General features: G+C 69.7%; 20 protein-coding genes. 7 read left to right on the forward strand and 13 right to left on the reverse strand.

The window, feature by feature from the left end:
• Positions 1 to 2 precede the first annotated feature (2 nt).
• The 3 genes from rpsR to rpsF form a co-directional block, all read right to left on the reverse strand.
• Positions 3 to 257 (reverse strand): 30S ribosomal protein S18, encoded by a 255-nt coding sequence (gene rpsR / locus MICNX66_RS16325; RefSeq protein ID WP_017829850.1) that lies wholly within the window; start codon positions 255 to 257, stop codon positions 3 to 5.
• Between the two features lie 71 nt (positions 258 to 328).
• Positions 329 to 832, reverse strand: coding sequence for a single-stranded DNA-binding protein (locus tag MICNX66_RS16330; protein WP_025102815.1), 504 nt, complete (start codon positions 830 to 832; stop codon positions 329 to 331).
• Between the two features lie 5 nt (positions 833 to 837).
• Positions 838 to 1,206: a 30S ribosomal protein S6 gene (rpsF, locus tag MICNX66_RS16335; RefSeq protein WP_021201450.1), complete on the reverse strand. Its 369-nt coding sequence runs from the start codon at positions 1,204 to 1,206 to the stop codon at positions 838 to 840.
• A 226-nt stretch (positions 1,207 to 1,432) separates the two neighbouring features.
• Between rpsF and MICNX66_RS16340 the strand changes: the two genes are divergently transcribed.
• Complete coding sequence (locus MICNX66_RS16340) at positions 1,433 to 2,137, forward strand: hypothetical protein (protein ID WP_187662745.1); 705 nt, start codon at positions 1,433 to 1,435, stop codon at positions 2,135 to 2,137.
• 89 nt (positions 2,138 to 2,226) lie between these two features.
• Positions 2,227 to 2,466 carry a DUF2283 domain-containing protein gene (locus MICNX66_RS16345; RefSeq protein WP_187662746.1) on the forward strand — a complete coding sequence of 80 codons (240 nt, stop codon included), beginning with the start codon at positions 2,227 to 2,229 and terminating at the stop codon, positions 2,464 to 2,466.
• Between the two features lie 33 nt (positions 2,467 to 2,499).
• Here the strand turns inward: MICNX66_RS16345 and MICNX66_RS16350 are convergent, their stop codons facing one another.
• The 5 genes from MICNX66_RS16350 to MICNX66_RS16370 are packed head-to-tail and all read right to left on the reverse strand — an operon-like array spanning position 2,500 to position 7,708.
• A complete protein-coding gene (locus MICNX66_RS16350; protein WP_187662747.1) occupies positions 2,500 to 3,339 on the reverse strand; it encodes an ABC transporter ATP-binding protein in 840 nt (279 codons plus the stop codon).
• Positions 3,332 to 4,147, reverse strand: a complete 816-nt coding sequence (locus tag MICNX66_RS16355) for an ABC transporter ATP-binding protein (protein ID WP_187662748.1) — start codon at positions 4,145 to 4,147, stop codon at positions 3,332 to 3,334. The genes MICNX66_RS16350 and MICNX66_RS16355 overlap by 8 nt, the downstream gene beginning before the upstream one ends.
• A complete protein-coding gene (locus MICNX66_RS16360; RefSeq protein ID WP_187662749.1) occupies positions 4,144 to 5,055 on the reverse strand; it encodes an ABC transporter permease in 912 nt (303 codons plus the stop codon). The genes MICNX66_RS16355 and MICNX66_RS16360 overlap by 4 nt, the downstream gene beginning before the upstream one ends.
• Positions 5,052 to 6,113: an ABC transporter permease gene (locus MICNX66_RS16365; protein WP_187662750.1), complete on the reverse strand. Its 1,062-nt coding sequence runs from the start codon at positions 6,111 to 6,113 to the stop codon at positions 5,052 to 5,054. Before MICNX66_RS16365 ends, MICNX66_RS16360 begins: the two co-directional genes overlap by 4 nt.
• Positions 6,114 to 6,124: 11 nt before the next feature.
• Positions 6,125 to 7,708, reverse strand: coding sequence for an ABC transporter substrate-binding protein (locus MICNX66_RS16370; RefSeq protein WP_187662751.1), 1,584 nt, complete (start codon positions 7,706 to 7,708; stop codon positions 6,125 to 6,127).
• A 151-nt stretch (positions 7,709 to 7,859) separates the two neighbouring features.
• On the opposite strand from MICNX66_RS16370, the gene MICNX66_RS16375 reads away from it, so the two are divergent.
• Positions 7,860 to 8,447, forward strand: coding sequence for an Lrp/AsnC family transcriptional regulator (locus MICNX66_RS16375; RefSeq protein WP_234024180.1), 588 nt, complete (start codon positions 7,860 to 7,862; stop codon positions 8,445 to 8,447).
• Positions 8,448 to 8,449: 2 nt separating this feature from the next.
• Here MICNX66_RS16375 and MICNX66_RS16380 read toward each other — a convergent pair whose 3' ends face one another.
• On the reverse strand, positions 8,450 to 8,809 hold the full coding sequence (locus MICNX66_RS16380; RefSeq protein ID WP_231729533.1) for a hypothetical protein: 360 nt from the start codon (positions 8,807 to 8,809) through the stop codon (positions 8,450 to 8,452).
• Positions 8,810 to 8,874: 65 nt separating this feature from the next.
• Between MICNX66_RS16380 and MICNX66_RS16385 the strand changes: the two genes are divergently transcribed.
• Both MICNX66_RS16385 and MICNX66_RS16390 read left to right on the forward strand, forming a co-directional pair.
• Complete coding sequence (locus tag MICNX66_RS16385) at positions 8,875 to 9,780, forward strand: hypothetical protein (RefSeq protein WP_187662752.1); 906 nt, start codon at positions 8,875 to 8,877, stop codon at positions 9,778 to 9,780.
• The gene (locus MICNX66_RS16390; RefSeq protein ID WP_187662753.1) at positions 9,777 to 10,865 is read left to right on the forward strand and encodes a hypothetical protein; all 1,089 of its coding nucleotides are present in this window, start codon (positions 9,777 to 9,779) and stop codon (positions 10,863 to 10,865) included. Before MICNX66_RS16385 ends, MICNX66_RS16390 begins: the two co-directional genes overlap by 4 nt.
• Before the next feature lie 223 nt (positions 10,866 to 11,088).
• Here MICNX66_RS16390 and MICNX66_RS16395 read toward each other — a convergent pair whose 3' ends face one another.
• Positions 11,089 to 12,399 (reverse strand): glycosyltransferase, encoded by a 1,311-nt coding sequence (locus MICNX66_RS16395; protein ID WP_187662754.1) that lies wholly within the window; start codon positions 12,397 to 12,399, stop codon positions 11,089 to 11,091.
• A 63-nt stretch (positions 12,400 to 12,462) separates the two neighbouring features.
• Between MICNX66_RS16395 and MICNX66_RS16400 the strand changes: the two genes are divergently transcribed.
• On the forward strand, positions 12,463 to 13,101 hold the full coding sequence (locus MICNX66_RS16400; protein ID WP_187662755.1) for a TetR/AcrR family transcriptional regulator: 639 nt from the start codon (positions 12,463 to 12,465) through the stop codon (positions 13,099 to 13,101).
• A 61-nt stretch (positions 13,102 to 13,162) separates the two neighbouring features.
• Complete coding sequence (locus MICNX66_RS16405) at positions 13,163 to 13,591, forward strand: hypothetical protein (protein ID WP_187662756.1); 429 nt, start codon at positions 13,163 to 13,165, stop codon at positions 13,589 to 13,591.
• A 31-nt stretch (positions 13,592 to 13,622) separates the two neighbouring features.
• Here MICNX66_RS16405 and MICNX66_RS16410 read toward each other — a convergent pair whose 3' ends face one another.
• The 3 genes from MICNX66_RS16410 to MICNX66_RS16420 all read right to left on the reverse strand — a co-directional run bounded on the left by MICNX66_RS16410 (position 13,623) and on the right by MICNX66_RS16420 (position 14,701).
• Positions 13,623 to 14,027 carry an arsenate reductase ArsC gene (locus MICNX66_RS16410; protein WP_370428222.1) on the reverse strand — a complete coding sequence of 135 codons (405 nt, stop codon included), beginning with the start codon at positions 14,025 to 14,027 and terminating at the stop codon, positions 13,623 to 13,625.
• Between the two features lie 81 nt (positions 14,028 to 14,108).
• Positions 14,109 to 14,402 carry a hypothetical protein gene (locus tag MICNX66_RS16415; protein WP_187662757.1) on the reverse strand — a complete coding sequence of 98 codons (294 nt, stop codon included), beginning with the start codon at positions 14,400 to 14,402 and terminating at the stop codon, positions 14,109 to 14,111.
• Positions 14,399 to 14,701 carry a hypothetical protein gene (locus tag MICNX66_RS16420; protein ID WP_187662758.1) on the reverse strand — a complete coding sequence of 101 codons (303 nt, stop codon included), beginning with the start codon at positions 14,699 to 14,701 and terminating at the stop codon, positions 14,399 to 14,401. Before MICNX66_RS16420 ends, MICNX66_RS16415 begins: the two co-directional genes overlap by 4 nt.
• Positions 14,702 to 14,869 lie beyond the last annotated feature (168 nt).

Below are 14,869 nucleotides of genomic sequence, written 5' to 3' on the forward strand. Positions count from 1 at the left end.
CCTTACCGGCCGGCGCCAGCGTAGGGCAGGAGCGCCATTTCGCGCGCGTTCTTGATCGCCGTGGCGATCAGACGCTGCTCCTGCACCGAGACACCGGTGATACGACGGGCGCGGATCTTGCCGCGCTCCGAGACGAACTTGCGAAGGGTGGCGACATCCTTGTAATCGATGACACCGACCCGGATGGACTTCGCGGGAGCGGTGGGCTTGCCACCCTTCCGCGGCTTGCGGCGGTCGCCGCTCGACTTTCCAGCCATAGTTTTTCCTTAGTGATGAGCGGGGTGCGGCCCCTCGACAAGCTCAGGGACCCACCCGTGAAGAAGTGTTTTCAGAAGGGGGTGTCGTCGCCGAAGCTGCCCGGAGTGCTCCAGGCGTCGGCGCTGGTCGACGAGCCGGGTGTGGACCACGGCTCCTCCGACACCTGCTGCTGCTGCGCGGGACGGGACTGTCCCCCGCCGCCACCGCCCGAGGCCGCACGGGTGACCTGCGCGGTCGCGTACCGCAGCGAGGGGCCGATCTCGTCGACCTCCAGCTCGATCGCGGTGCGCTGGTTGCCCTCGCGGTCCTGGTAGGAACGCTGGCGCAGACGACCCTGCGCGATCACGCGCATGCCCTTGGTGAGCGAGCCCGCCACGTGCTCGGCGAACTCACGCCACACCGAGGCGCGGAGGAACAGCGCTTCGCCGTCCTTCCACTCGTTCGCGGCACGGTCGAAGTTGCGAGGCGTCGATGCGATGGTGAAGTTCGCCACCGGCAGCCCGTTCTGCGTGTAGCGCAGCTCGGGGTCGGCGGTGAGGTTGCCCACCACGGTGATGACGGTTTCGCCGGCCATGAGACTTAGGCCTTCGCAGCCTTGGCGGCCTTGCGGGCAGCCTTCTCTTCGGAGCGCTTGGCCTCGGAAGCGATCATCGCCTGAGCCTCTTCAGCGCGGAGCACCTTGGTGCGCATGATCTGCTCGTTCAGCTTGAGCTGACGGTCGAGCTCCTGCGTGGCGGCGCTGGTCGCGGTGAAGTTGACGACGGCGTAGATGCCCTCGGTCTTCTTCTGGATCTCGTAGGCGAGACGGCGCTTGCCCCAGATGTCGACGTTCTCGATAGAGCCACCATCGTTGGTGATGACCTTCAGGAACTTGTCGAGCGTCGGGGCGACCTGGCGCTCGTCGATCTCGGGGGTCAGAATGACCATGAGTTCGTACTGGTGCGTCACTTACCCACCTCCTTCGGACTAGAACGGCTCTCGGGGCTTTCCCGGGAGCAGGAGGGTGTGTGCACGTGCCCGCCCGTGGAATCCCGAATGGACGCCGCAAGGCAGACAACCTCGACAGTCTAGCGGAGTTTCCTCGGAACCGCCTCCCGCACATCCGCTCGGTCCTTGGCATGCTGGAGGGCGTGCCTGGTGACGGTCATCGGCACATGACCTGGAGGGGGGCGCCATGCGCGTCAACAAGTGGGGGGTCGGCGTCGTGCTCGCCGCCGCCGTCATGCTCACCGGATGCTCGGCGGGAGCGTCGGACAAGCCGGCCGAGTCGAAGCCGAGCGGGGCCGCGTCGCAGGAGGCCGAAGCGCCGTCCACCGACTGCCCCGAGCTCGCCGACGGCGCCACCGTCGACGGCTCTGCCCTCGGCGCCTGCATCGCCGAGGCCATGACCGACACTGCCGGCTACGCCGCCAAGACCGTCGTGATGGGCATGGAGTCCACCACGCGCTTCAACCCGTCCGAGAAGGCGCTGGAGTCGCTCTCCCCGATGGGCTCGATCGTCGCGATCGGCGACGACGTCTGGGTGAAGTCGCCGTCGAGCGACTGGCAGACCGCCGACCCGTCGTCGAGCGACCCGATCATCGCGGGCCTCAGCACCACCGCGAAGGACGTCACCGCGATGGACCCCGCCGAGACGGCGAAGGCCATCACGGGTGACTTCACCGTGACCGGCACCGGCGAGCGCCTCGGCCAGAAGGTCTACCTCGTCAGCGGCACCGTCGAGCAGGCGGGCACGCCCGTCGAGGTCGTGTTCGAGGTCACCGAGGACTACGTCAACCTCGCCTCGACCAGCTCCGCGACCGTCCAGGGGCAGTCGGTCGACGTCGCGCTCGAGATCACCGAGTGGGACGTGAAGCAGGACATCGTCGCGCCGCTCTGATCGCACGAGACACGCGAAGGGCCGGGGTGCATGCTCCGGCCCTTCGCCGTCACCAGGACCGGTGGCGGAGGAACGAGCGGAGGCCGTTGATGCACCTCAGATATGACCCCGAAGCGGATGCTGCGTACCTCCCGGTCGGACGTGAGCTCCACGCGGGCGAATCCGCCGCGCAGGTACCGGAGATACGCAACCCGCACGGCGCCGGGGAGATCATCCTCGATTTCGACGCCGACGGGCACCTTCTCGGAGTCGAGATCCTTCAGGCGTCGAAGCTCCTCCGGGCCGAAGACCTCGATCGGGCTCAGCGCATCTCCGACGAATCTCCCTGACGGAGCATCGGGTCCGCCCCGCCGTGCCCGGCCTCAGTAGGCGAGGGGAGGCACCTCGGCCCAGACCGCGCGGTCGTCGGCGGAGGGGGCATCGGGGATGCGGCCGGTGCCGTCCGGCTCCGGGATCGCGGCGAGCAGCGCCTGCGTGTAGGGGTGCCGCGGCGCCGCCCAGAGCTCAGCGGTCGGCCCTGATTCGAGCACCCTCCCGCCGAACATCACGAACGTGCGGTCGGCGATGCGGCGCACGACGGCGAGATCGTGGGAGATGAAGAGCATCCCGGCGCCGGACTCGGCCACGAGGTCGCGCATGAGCCCCGCGACACTCGTCTGGGTGGACGCGTCGAGGGCGGAGATCGGCTCATCGGCGACGAGCAGCGAGGGCCGCGCGGCGAGCGCTCGGGCGATCGCGATGCGCTGCTTCTGGCCGCCGGAGAACTGATGCGGGAAGCGGGTGCGCACCTCAGCGGGCAGTCCGACCCGCTCCAGCCACTCCTCCACGGTGGAGCCGGCGGCACCGCGCGCGCGGGCGGTTGCGATGCCGTCGGAGATCTGGTCGCCGATCCGCCGGCGCGGGTTCAGCGAGGTCGCCGGATCCTGGAAGACCATCTGGATGCCCGTGAGCGCCGTGTCACGACGACGGATCCCCAGCGGCGCGACGGGGGCTCCGCGGAACGACACCGTCCCGCCGGCGGTCTTCTCGATGCCGACGACAGCGCGGGCCAGGCTCGACTTGCCGCTGCCGGACTCGCCCACGAGGGCGACCGTCTCTCCCGCCGCGACACTCAGCGAGACGCCGTTCACCGCGATCACGGGCGGGGTGCCCGGATACCGCACCACCACGTCGCGCGCGTCGAGGACGCTGACCTCACTCATCCGCGGCCTCCTCCGGGCTCTCATCGATGCGCGACCCCGGCAGGGCCGCGAGCAGCATGCGCGTGTACTCGTGCTGCGGGGCGCGGAACAGCGTCTCCCGGTCGGCGAGCTCCACGATGCGACCGTCCTTCATGACGGCGACCGTGTCGGCGATCGCGCTCATCACGCCCAGGTCGTGGGTCACGAGCAGGACGGCGAGGTTCCGCTCGATCGCGAGGTCGCGCAGCAGCTTCAGGATGCCGGCCTGCACCGTCACGTCGAGGGCGGTCGTCGGCTCGTCCGCGAGCAGCACCTCCGGATCGCACGCGAGGGCGCACGCGATCGCGATGCGCTGCCGCTGCCCGCCGGAGAACTGGTGCGGATACCGCTTCAACGCCTCGGCCGGATTCGGCACCTGCACGGTCTGGAGCAGCTCCACCGCCCGCTCGCGCGCAGCGGCGCCCTTGAGCCCGAGATGCACGCGCATGTGATCGGTGAGCTGCCGACCGACCGGAAGCTGCGGGTGCAGCGAGGCCGACGGATCCTGGAAGACCATCGCGATGCGCTTCCCGCGGATGCGGTTGAGCCCCCGGCGGTTGCGACCGACGAGCTCCTCCCCCGCGAGCAGGATCGAGCCGCCGGTCTTCGCCTGTCGCGGCAGCAGGCCGAGCACGGCGAGGGAGGTGAGCGTCTTGCCGGAGCCGGACTCCCCCGCGAGGCCGTGGATGCGCCCCGGTTCGAGTTCCAGGGACACGCCCTTGACCAGCGGACGGCCGATGTCGATCGTGAGGTCGCGGATGCTCAGCGTCGCCGTGCTGTGCGCGGTCATGCGGGCACCCCCGTCGCGGAAGCCGTGTGCTCCGCCTGCTTCTCGTGGGCGATCTCGGCGGTCGGGTCGAGCACGTCGCGCATCGCGTCTCCGAGGAAGTTGAACGCGAGCACCACCGTGAGGATCGCGAGACCGGGGAAGACTCCGAGCCACCAGGCGTCGAAGTTCTGCATCGCACCGGAGATCATCGAGCCCCACTCGGCCGTCGGCGGCTGCGCCCCCAGGCCGAGGAAGGAGAGGCCGGAGAGCAGCAGGATCGCCGCGCCGATGTCGAGTGTCGCGAGCACCAGGACCGGGCCGGCGATGTTCGGGAGGATGTCGACGAACAGGGTGCGCACCGGCGAGTGTCCGAGCAGGCGGCCCGCGATCACGTAGTTCTGTCCGCGGAGACCGAGCACGATGCTGCGGGTGACGCGGGCGTACTGCGGCCACGAGACCACGATCGCGGCGATGACGGCGTTGAACAGCGAGGGGCCGAGCGAGGCCGCGACCACCATCGCGAGGATCACGGTCGGGAACGCCATGAACAGGTCCGTGATGCGCATGAGCGTCTCGTCGACGGCGCGCCCGAAGTACCCGGCGACCGCGCCGACGAGGGTGCCGATGATGAGGGCGGCGATCACGAGCATGAGCGCGAGCGGCAGACTCACCGTCGCGCCGGTCATCAATCGGGAGAAGATGTCGCGGCCGTTGCCGTCGGTGCCGAGGATCGTGTCGATGCCCGGCGCCTGCAGACGGGGCAGCACCTGCGCGTTCGGCGGGTAGGGCACCCACCACTGCGCGGTGAAGGCGACGATGATCCACGCACCGGCGATGACGGTGCCGATGATGCCGAGCGGGGTGCGCCAGGCGCGCGGCCAGCGGAAGCGGAAGCGTCCGGCGGGGGTCGCTGCGGCGATGCGGCTCATGCGATCCTCACTCTCGGGTCGAGCACGCCGTAGAGCAGGTCCACGATGAAGTTGATGAGGAGGTAGATGACACCGACCACAAGACCGACACCCATGATGCCGGGCAGGTCGAGATTGGCGGCGGAGTTGTAGGCGTACGTGCCCAGCCCCGGCCAGGCGAACACCGACTCGACAAGCACCGTTCCGGAGAGCAGGGCTCCGAAGGCCACGCCGACCACCGTCAGGATCGGCAGCGAGGCACCCCGGAGCACGTAGTCGAGGATGACGCGCATGGCCGGCAGGCCCTTGGCACGGGCCGCGCGCACGTAGTCGCTGCCGAGGACCTCGAGCACCGAGGTGCGGATGAAGCGGGTGAGCAGTCCGATGGTCACGAGCGAGAGCACCATGACCGGCAGCGCGAGGTGCGCGAGGGCGTCGAAGAAGCCCACCGCGTCGCCGTTGAGGAGGTAGTCGACCGTGTAGAGCCCGGTCACACGGGGCGGCGGGGTGATCGACGGCGAGATGCGTCCGGAGCCCGGCGCGATGCGCAGCTCCAGGAAGAACACGTAGAAGCTGACGAGCGCGAGCCAGAAGGTCGGGACGCTGAGCCCGACGAGCGTGACGACGCGGATGACCTGGTCGGTGACGAGTCCGCGACGGTAGGCCGCGAGCGTGCCGAGCACGATGCTGACCGCGAGGCTGACGATGATCGCGCTGATCGCGATCTCGATCGTCGCGGGCACGGCGGTGGCGAGGTCGCTGGTGACCGGGCGTCCGGTCACCAGCGACGTGCCGAGGTCCCCGCGGAGCAGGTTCCCCATATAGATGAAGTACTGCACGAACAGTGGCTGGTCGAGACCGTTCGCCGTGATGAACGCCTCGCGCGTCGCGGGGTTCTGCGACGCGCCCTCGCCGAGCGCGGCCGAGACCGGGTCTCCCGGCACCAGGTTGGTGAGCGCGAACGTGACGATGGTCACGCCCACCAACAGGAGCAGGGAGGTCCCGGCCCGCCGCAGCAGGTACCCGACGAGAGGCGAGCGGCGCCGCTGCGCCTGCCTCTGCACGGCCACTGTCGTCATGAGTCGTCCGATCAGCCGGCGGGCGTGATCTCGGCGATGTCCATCTCCCACACGGAGTTGTAGACGGCGCCGGACACGCTGGAGGCGGAGGAGATGTTGCGACCGGGGACGATCAGCGGCACGAACGGGCCCTCGGCCTGCATGGCCTCGGCGAACTCCGTGAAGGCCTCGGTGCGCTGCTCGGCGTCGGTCGCGGCGGCCGCACCGGCGGCGATGCCCGCGATCTCCGGGTTCGCCTCGGCCGCCCAGCCGGCGCGGAGGCCGACCTTCAGACCGGGCGCGAAGGGCAGGAAGTTCGCGGAGTCGGCGTAGTCCGGACCCCAGAACCAGAGGCCGAAGCCCTCGGTGCCGTTGACGTACGCGTCGAGCTCGGTCGCGAACGGTGCAGGAGCGAGGTCGACGGCGATGCCGGCGTCCTCGAGCTGCGCCTGGATGCGCTCTGCGAGCGGCGTGAACTCCACGCCGCCGACCGGGTAGTCGTTCGGGAACTGGAGCTTGAGGGTCTGACCGGTGTAGCCGGCCTCCTCCAGCGCGGCCTTCGCCTTGTCGAGGTCCTGCTCCACGCCGCTGTCGAGGGCACCCTCGAACCCGGGCGGGATGACGCCGGTCGCCTGCACGGCACCCGCGCCCGCGAGCTCGAGCAGCGCGTCGTAGTCGAGCGCGTAGCGGATGGCCTCCGCGATCTTCACGTTCGCGAGGTCACCGCCGGCCTCGCCCTGGTTGAGCAGCAGGAAGATGGTCTGACCGGAAGGGACCGAGTCGACGCTGATGTCGTCGCCGAGGCCCGCGACCTGGTCGCCGTTGAGGTCCATCGCGACCATCGAGTCGCCGCCCTTGAGGTTGGCGAGCTGGGTCGCGCTCTCCGAGACGTTGCGCACGACGACGCGGCTGTAGGCCGACTCCTCGTCGCCGTTGTACTCGTCGTTGCGGGTGAGGATGACCTGCGAGCTGAGGTCGAGCGTGTCCAGCACGAAGGGGCCGGATCCGGCGGACTCGCCGTCGAGGAAGCCCTGGGCGCTGTCGGAGCCGTCGGTGGTCCCGCCGTTCTCCATGACGACGTCGGCGTTGACGATGCCGAGCGCCGGGTTCGCGAGGATCGCGGGGAGCTGCAGCAGCGGGGTCTCCGAGGTGAACCGGATGGTCTTGTCGTCGACCTCCTCGATCGTCAGGCCGCCGAGCAGGAAGTTGGGCTTGGCGTCTGCCATGCCCTGGATGCGCTGCAGCGAGAACACGACGTCCTTCGCCTCGATGGGCGAGCCGTCGGAGAACACGCGGTCGCCGTCGAGCGTGAAGGTGAACTCGGTCGCCTCGTCGTTCTGCTCCCACGACGCCAGGCCAGGGACCGGAGTGGAGACGTCGGAGCCCTCGAAGTCGACGAGGGTCTCGTACAGCGCCTTCGCGATCATGTTGCCGGTCGGGTCGTAGGTGTGACCCGGGTCGGTCGTCTCGATCGAGAACGCGGTGTCGATGACGAGGGAGTCGGAGCCCTGGGACGACTCGGAGTTGTTCGCCGAGTTCCCTCCCGAGCAACCTGCGAGCGCCAGGAGCGCGACGGCTCCGAGCGCGATGACCGGCGTGATACGGCGTGACGACATCAGGGCCTCCAAGGGCGAGGAGTACATTCGGGTCCGGTCGCCACCGATGTGGACGACCGGGGATCAGATTCGCATCATATGCGACGATGTGTCCAGCAAGTGCGCGTCACACAGGCACGCATTGTCGAGAACCTCGGATGTGAGGAGCAATATGTCCAGCAAGGACGCGGATCCGTCGAAGCAATCTGGACGAAGTGCCGCCCCTTTGGATGAGACGGCGTACAGAATCCTCGATGTGCTGCGCGATAACGGTCGCGTCTCGATCGCCGCGCTGGCCGAGAAGGTCGGCATCTCGCGGGCCAGCGCCTACACGCGGGTCGAGTCGCTCGTGCACGACGGCGTCATCACCGGATTCAGCGCGCGCGTGGATCAGGCGAAGGCCGGGCTGTCGATCGGGGCGCTCGTCTTCGTCACGGTGATGCCGCAGGCCTGGGCCTCGTTCCGGGAGCGCATCATCGAGATGCCGGACGTGGAGTGGTGCGCGATCACGACCGGGGAGCACGACGCGATGCTGCTCATCCGCGCCGTCGACGTGAGCGGCGTGCACGAGTTCTCGACGGGGGTCATCGCGCAGCTTCCGGAGGTGCGGACCGTGGTCAGCGTCGTCGTGCTCGACGAAGTGATCCGGCGGCCCTACCTGCTGCCCGGCGACCTGCCGGAGCGGCAGACCGAGGTCCCGCTGGGGATGACCCGGTGGACGCCGGCCTCCCCCGGTCGGGACGCACTCCCGCCGCGCTGAGGTCAGGCGGCGGGGATCTCCTCGACGACGCTCAGCTGCGGAAGGCCGTGCATCTCGTAGTGCTCGACCAGACGGATGCGGCCGTCGTCGGTGAGCTCCAGCTCGCTCTCGCCGTCCCCGGTGACGACGGTGCCGTCGGCCTTGAGCACGTGGACGAACGAGACCCAGATCGTGTCGCCGGTACGCGTGCCCACGAACTTCCCGAAGGTGACCGTGTCGCCCTCGTAGCCGCCCCAGATCGCGCCGTCGCGTTCGAAGTACTCGAAGACGCTGGGGGCGTCGGGATCGACGGCGGAGGTCGTGGACGAGACCATGCGGAAGCGTCGGCCGTCGAGGGAAGGGAGGGTCGCGGTGGCAGTCACCCCTCGATTATGAGGGATCCACGGCCGCGGCTCGCGTCGTCGGACACGGCCGGTACCGTGGTCGCATGGAGTGGATCGCAGACCCCGGCGTCGGCGCGTGGCTGCGCGAGACCCTCGACGACGGTCTGGGCAGCATGCACGCGGTCGTCCCCCGCGGCTTCCCCGCGTACGCCCGGGTCTTCCATCCCGCCACCGTGCGGGAGAGTCCCACGGCAGCGGATTCCGAGGTACGCGTCAGCTGGGCGCAGACCGCCGCCGCCTTCGGCACGACGATGCACGCGGAGGCGCAGTGGCACCGGATCGTGCGGACTCCCGTCGACGCCGATTGGCGGACCCGCATCGCTCCGGACGGCCGCGAGTTCACGGCGCCGCTCGAGGGTGCGCTCGACAGCGACCTCGTGTCGATCCTGGCCGGGCACCTCGCCGCCCACACCACGACCCCGGACGACGGGGTCGTCGCGCTCTGGGACGGGTTCGGCGCCCTCGTCGGGTTCTTCGGCGACGGCCCGTCCCGCGCGTTCCTCACGTTCAGCGACGACCCGAACCATCAGGCGATGCTCGACCGGAGCATCCACGACCCGTTCAACAACGTCTTCCGGAAGCCCACCTGGCAGGACGGCATCCTCTCGCGGGAGATCTCCGAAGGGCCGCGGCTGCAGCTCCCCGGGCGCGACTACGTGCTGTTCTCCGGCGGCGCCAGGGACTTCATCGATCCGGCCTGGGTGCTCGGCGTGCCGTGGCGCGACCGGGTGGGCGAGGAGCACGGCTTCCCGCCCTCCGCGCAGAGCCCGAACATCCTGTGGCCGAAGGATCGCACGTGGGTGATGGTCTCGGAGATCGACTACGACTCCACGATCGTCGCGGGCTCGCCCGACCTCGTCCGCGCGATCTGCACGGACGAACGTCTGGAGGCGAAGGCGCTTCGCGAGGGCGCCGACCTCACCTGGGACGCCGACGAGGTCAACCGATGACGTCTCCGCAGGCGTCGGCGTCGTTCGACGCGCGTCCCCTCACCGATCCGGTCGACCCGGCCGCCGTCCGCGCCTTCACGGCGGAGCTCCGGTCCCGGCGGACGACCGGCATGGCGGTGTCGTCGATCATCGCCGTCGTAGCCGTGGCGATCGCCGGAGTCGTGCTGCTCCCGATCCTCGCCTCCGTGGTGGTGGCGCTGGCAGCGGGCAGTGGGTCCCCCGCCTCCGCGGCGATCCCGCTCGTCCTCCTGCTCCTGGTGGCGGCGGGAGTGGGTGTGCTCGTCTGGATGGGCGTCCGCAACGCGCGCACCGCTCGGTACCGCCTGCACCGGTTCGCCCAGGCCAACGGCATGACGTACGAGCCCCGCGTGGACGATCCGCCGCTCCCCGGAATGATCTTCCACCTCGGCCGTTCGCGCCTGGCCACCGACCTCGTCCGCGGAACCCACCCGCGGTTCGTGGAGTTCGGCAACTACCAGTACACGGTGCAGTCCGGGAAGAACTCGACGACGTATCGCTGGGGCTACGTCGCCGTGAAGCTGGATGTGCCCCTGCCGAACATCGTGCTCGACGCGAAGGGCAACAACGGCTTCGGCTCCAACCTGCCGGCATCGTTCCAGCGGGCGCAGCGTCTGTCGCTCGAGGGCGACTTCGATCAGCACTTCACCCTGTACTGCCCCGACGGCTACGAGCAGGACGCGCTCTACCTCTTCACGCCCGACATCATGGCGCGCTTCATCGACAACGCCGCGCAGCTCGACGTCGAGATCGTCGACGACTGGCTGTTCCTCTACACGCCCCGCCGGGCCTCCACACTCGATCCGGCGACGTGGGCCTGGCTGTTCGGAACGGTGGGCGCGTTGCTGACCAAGCTCGACCAGTGGGCGCGGTGGCGCGACGACCGCCTGGCTGCCGCGGCGACGCCCGGGGGCCACGCGCTCCCGTTCGCTCCGCCGGCGGGGATGATCACCCCACCGCCGGGGGTCGCGCCGCAGGGTCGGCGCCTCAAGCGCACGGGCACGTGGGTGCCGATCCTCGTGGTGATCGGCTTCGCGGTCTTCTGGATGCTCAGCCGCTGGAACTGACGACGAGTCCGATGTGGGGGTGGGTGTCGTTCTGGGGAACCGACGCCCACCCCATCCCCCCTCGGGATCGAAAGGAATTCGACGTTCCCTCCGCATTGACGGTTCGACCGTCCCGCCCGTGGTCAGCTGGGACTGACGCTGCGTGGCGATACCCGGATGGTATACCGGCGGACGTTGCACCCGGTTGCGTTCATGCGCGGGAATGCACTTTCCCGCGCGGCGGTCAGCGGTGCATCGAGCTGTCAGCTTCGGCCCGAGTGGCCTCCCCCGCCAGGACCGCGTCCAGCGTCTGCCAGGCGTCCGCAGCGCGCATCGCCTCTCCGACCTGCCGTGCGCGGTCGCGGAACGTCGGCTCGACGAGCACCCGGTGCACGGCCGCGGCGACCTGTCCCGGCTTCGGCGCATTCGTCCGCAGGTTGACGCCGACGCCGGTCCACCCGACTCGGGCGGAGACCTCGACCTTGTCCTCCGTCTGACCCGCGACCACCAGCGGGACACCCTGGGCCAGGGCCTGCTGCACCCCGCCGAAGCCGCCGTTGGTGACGAACACGTCGATCTCCGGCAGCAGCCGGTCGTAGGGCAAGTACTCGGCGACCCGGACGTTCGCCGGCAGCTCCGCACGGAGCGCGTCGACAGGACGGCCGCCGGTGGATACCACCACGAGGGCGTCGGTCGCGGCGAGCCCGGCGATCGTGGGAAGCACGAGCTGACCGAAGTCCGCGTTGGCGATGGTGCCCTGACTGACGTGGATCACGGGCCGCCGACCGTCCAGGTCGGACCACCAGTCCGGCAGCGGTGCCGTCGACGGCGCGGCCGGAAGGGGCCCGGCGAAATGCACGGACGCCGGGAGGTCAGAGCGCGGGTACTCGAACGCGGAAACGGAGAACTGCACGTACGCGTCGGCGCGGCCCGCCCAGTCCAGCACGAATCCGCCGAGATCGCGGCCGACGGCCTCGCGCGCCATGGCATCGGCCTCCTTCTGCACGCCCCCGAAGATCACGCGCTCCGCCACCAGACGTAGGAAGGCGTTGCGCACGCGTCCGAACAGCCCGGACATCGGCGTGACTCCGAGCCCGAACGGGGCTGTGTCGACGCTGCGAGCGCCGAGCGGGAAGATCCCGAGGACCACGACCGGGGGCCGCTCGGCCTTCGGCAACCGCTGCAGCAGCGCCGCACCGACGAACAGCGGTTCGGTGAGGACCGCGTCGATGCGATTCCGCGCCAGCTCGACGCGCACGGCCTCGTGCTGAGCCCGACCCGGGCGGATGAAGAGGGTGCTCATATCGAAACGGAGCGCGGCCGCCCCGGTGAGACCTTCGCGCTCGGGGAACGCGCCGTTCGCGTCGTCGAGATCGACGTCGGCCTCCGCGGGCAGCGGGCGGAACCGGGCACCGGCCGCTGTCACCCGCTCCTCGTATCGGCTGCTCGTGAGGAAGAGGACCTCGTGCCCGCCCGCGACCAGGTGCCTGGCGACCTGCAGCAGCGGGAGCACGTGCCCGTGAGCGGGAGTGCAGGTGAGGAGGTAACGGGACATGGCGGCTCTCTCGATAGGGTTGGTTGTACCGTTGAAGTATTCATCACCCTTTGAGGAAAGTCAATGACGTCGAGTGCACGCCCCTACCGCTCCGCCCTGCGGACCCGCCAGGCCGAGGAGACCCGTGCGCGCATCGTCGCGGCGGCCGCCCGCCTGTTCGCCGCGCAGGGATACCAGGCGACGACGATCTCCGCGATCGCCAGGGAGGCCGGGGTGTCCGCGGAGACGGTGAAGACCACGGCGGCGAAGGCGGAACTGCTCATCGCCGCCTTCGAGGTCACCTTCTCCGGCTCGGAAGCCGCCGAGACCCTCGCCGACACCGAGGCCGGTTCGGGACTGACGGCCCTGCCCGACGACGTCTTCCTGGACGCCGTCATCACGCAGATCGGCGCCGCGAACGAGCGCGGGCATGCCCTCTGGACGGTCCTCCTGGGCGCGGCGCTCTCCGACCCGGTCGTCGATGCCGCCCTGCAGCGCATCCTCGCGAACCGGGCGGCGGACTACCGGGGGTTCGCGGCGGAACTGCAGCGCCGGGGCATCGTCGACTCGGACCACGACGGCGACGCCCTCGCCGACGTGCTGTCGTTCTTGCTCTCACCGGAGAGCCACCAGCAGCTCGTCGTGCAGTCCGGCTGGTCGCCGGACCGCTACCGCTCCTGGCTGCGGAGTGCTGTGCTCGCCGCGGCCTCTCCGTCGGCGTGACGACGAGGTCGGCGAGGACATTCGTTGACCGAATCGTCAGCCAACGCGTAACGTGCTACTCATGCGCATCAGGACACCGACCGCCAAGGTCGGGTATCTGCTCGTCGTCATCGTCGGGATCATGCTCACCGTCGTACCGCTCACGGTCCTCAGGTTCGAACTCGGATTCGTGTGGGCCACCGTGGTTATCGTGGCGGCCGTCGTCGTGGCGGCACGAACGTTCCGTAGCCCCGGAGAGTCGGACGCCCCACGCCCCTGGTGGAAGATGACCAGCACACGAGGGAGCGGAATCCTCCTCAGCGCAATGTTCTTGATCCAAGGGATCATGGCCTCCTTCGGAGCATTCGCTTCACCGAGTCCGATGCTGGCCGTGATCGGTGGCCTGGTGGCGCTCGCAGTGGCAGCTCTCTACCTGAACTCCGCAGTCCGGGTCCAGAGCACTCGGGTGCCGTCGCTGCCAGAGAGCTCCAGGCCGAAGCTCTCCCCCTGACAGGTGCTCGACGGGGCCGGCTGAGCGCCGGTCAGAGCAGCTCGGCCACGAGGGTCTCGATGCGGCCGCGGATATCGTCGCGGATCGGCCGGACGGCATCGATTCCCTGACCGGCGGGGTCATCGAGCACCCAGTCCTCATAGCGCGTGCCGGGGAAGAACGGGCACGCGTCACCGCAGCCCATCGTGATCACGACGTCCGACGCCTGCACGGCCTCGGTCGTGAGCACCTTCGGCTGCTCGGCCGTGATGTCGATGCCGAGCTCCCCCATCGCCGCCACCGCGACGGGGTTGATCTCGGCAGCGGGCATCGACCCGGCGGAGCGCACCTCGATGCGGTCGCCGGCGAGGTGCCGGAGGAAGCCGGCGGCCATCTGCGAGCGCCCCGCGTTGTGGACGCAGACGAAGAGGACGGAGGGTCGGTGCGGTGCGTTCACGATGGGGCCAGCGTATCCCGTTCGAGTCGCTTGATTGGCTGCATCTCCGGCCGAAATGGGACCAATCGGGCGATTCGAAAGTCAGTACCCGTGCTCCACGGCGAAGTCGCGCAGGACGCCGTCGGTGCCGCCGCCGAGGAAGGTCGAGGTCTGCAGGGTCACCGTGTCGGTGAAGCCGTCGGGGCCCGGCACCGTGATCTCCAGCGGATACGTACCGCCGAACGCGGGGATCCGCGGCACCTCATCGCCATCCGCGAGAGCCCGGGCCGCGAGGAACGCCGCGCTGACGTCCACCCTGTGGATGCGGTACACCGTGTCGGCCGGGAGCAGCTCGACGCCGCTCGCGTCCAGCCCGAAGTCGTCCTCGGAGGTCACGATGGCGTAAGCGTCCGCCCCCCGTTCGCCGGTCCGTCGGAGCTCGACCGTGCGGTGTGCTCGGCGCCCGCCATCTCGTAGGTGACCGTCGCGGTGCCGGTCTCCCCGTCCTCTGCCGCCGTCACGTCGTCGACGGAGAGGATCTTCGGCCGGTCCTCGATCTGCGTGTAGACGCCACTCGGCGTGAGCAGCAACGCCAACGGCTGCTCGAGATCCATGGCGGGGTGGAGCTCGTCGGCTGCGCCCTTCTCGTCTCCCGCGGCGAGGAGAGCGAAGATGAGTTCCGTGGAGGACCGCACGCCGTCCACCGCCGAGAAGTGGTCGACGTCGGTGGACGAGGGCGTCGGGGACGGTGGGGCGACGGGCGTGCAACCCCCCACTGCCAGGGCCAGAACCACGGCCGGGGCCAGGACGATCGGCAGGCGTCTCCTCGGAGATCGGGACGAGCTCATGTGCACCTCGGATCG

Source organism: Microbacterium sp. Nx66 (genome assembly GCF_904066215.1).
GTDB lineage: Bacteria > Actinomycetota > Actinomycetes > Actinomycetales > Microbacteriaceae > Microbacterium > Microbacterium meiriae.

Excerpts from the sequence above, each read along its gene's own strand:
- rpsR (WP_017829850.1), bottom strand. The coding sequence starts at position 257 with ATGGCTGGAAAGTCGAGCGGCGACCGCCGCAAGCCGCGGAAGGGTGGC.
- MICNX66_RS16390 (WP_187662753.1), top strand. The coding sequence starts at position 9,777 with ATGACGTCTCCGCAGGCGTCGGCGTCGTTCGACGCGCGTCCCCTCACC.
- MICNX66_RS16340 (WP_187662745.1), top strand. The coding sequence starts at position 1,433 with ATGCGCGTCAACAAGTGGGGGGTCGGCGTCGTGCTCGCCGCCGCCGTC.
- MICNX66_RS16330 (WP_025102815.1), bottom strand. The coding sequence starts at position 832 with ATGGCCGGCGAAACCGTCATCACCGTGGTGGGCAACCTCACCGCCGAC.
- MICNX66_RS16345 (WP_187662746.1), top strand. The coding sequence starts at position 2,227 with ATGCACCTCAGATATGACCCCGAAGCGGATGCTGCGTACCTCCCGGTC.
- MICNX66_RS16405 (WP_187662756.1), top strand. The coding sequence starts at position 13,163 with ATGCGCATCAGGACACCGACCGCCAAGGTCGGGTATCTGCTCGTCGTC.
- MICNX66_RS16355 (WP_187662748.1), bottom strand. The coding sequence starts at position 4,147 with ATGACCGCGCACAGCACGGCGACGCTGAGCATCCGCGACCTCACGATC.
- MICNX66_RS16385 (WP_187662752.1), top strand. The coding sequence starts at position 8,875 with ATGGAGTGGATCGCAGACCCCGGCGTCGGCGCGTGGCTGCGCGAGACC.
- MICNX66_RS16395 (WP_187662754.1), bottom strand. The coding sequence starts at position 12,399 with ATGTCCCGTTACCTCCTCACCTGCACTCCCGCTCACGGGCACGTGCTC.
- MICNX66_RS16400 (WP_187662755.1), top strand. The coding sequence starts at position 12,463 with ATGACGTCGAGTGCACGCCCCTACCGCTCCGCCCTGCGGACCCGCCAG.
- MICNX66_RS16375 (WP_234024180.1), top strand. The coding sequence starts at position 7,860 with ATGTCCAGCAAGGACGCGGATCCGTCGAAGCAATCTGGACGAAGTGCC.
- MICNX66_RS16365 (WP_187662750.1), bottom strand. The coding sequence starts at position 6,113 with ATGACGACAGTGGCCGTGCAGAGGCAGGCGCAGCGGCGCCGCTCGCCT.
- MICNX66_RS16370 (WP_187662751.1), bottom strand. The coding sequence starts at position 7,708 with ATGTCGTCACGCCGTATCACGCCGGTCATCGCGCTCGGAGCCGTCGCG.
- MICNX66_RS16350 (WP_187662747.1), bottom strand. The coding sequence starts at position 3,339 with ATGAGTGAGGTCAGCGTCCTCGACGCGCGCGACGTGGTGGTGCGGTAT.
- MICNX66_RS16360 (WP_187662749.1), bottom strand. The coding sequence starts at position 5,055 with ATGAGCCGCATCGCCGCAGCGACCCCCGCCGGACGCTTCCGCTTCCGC.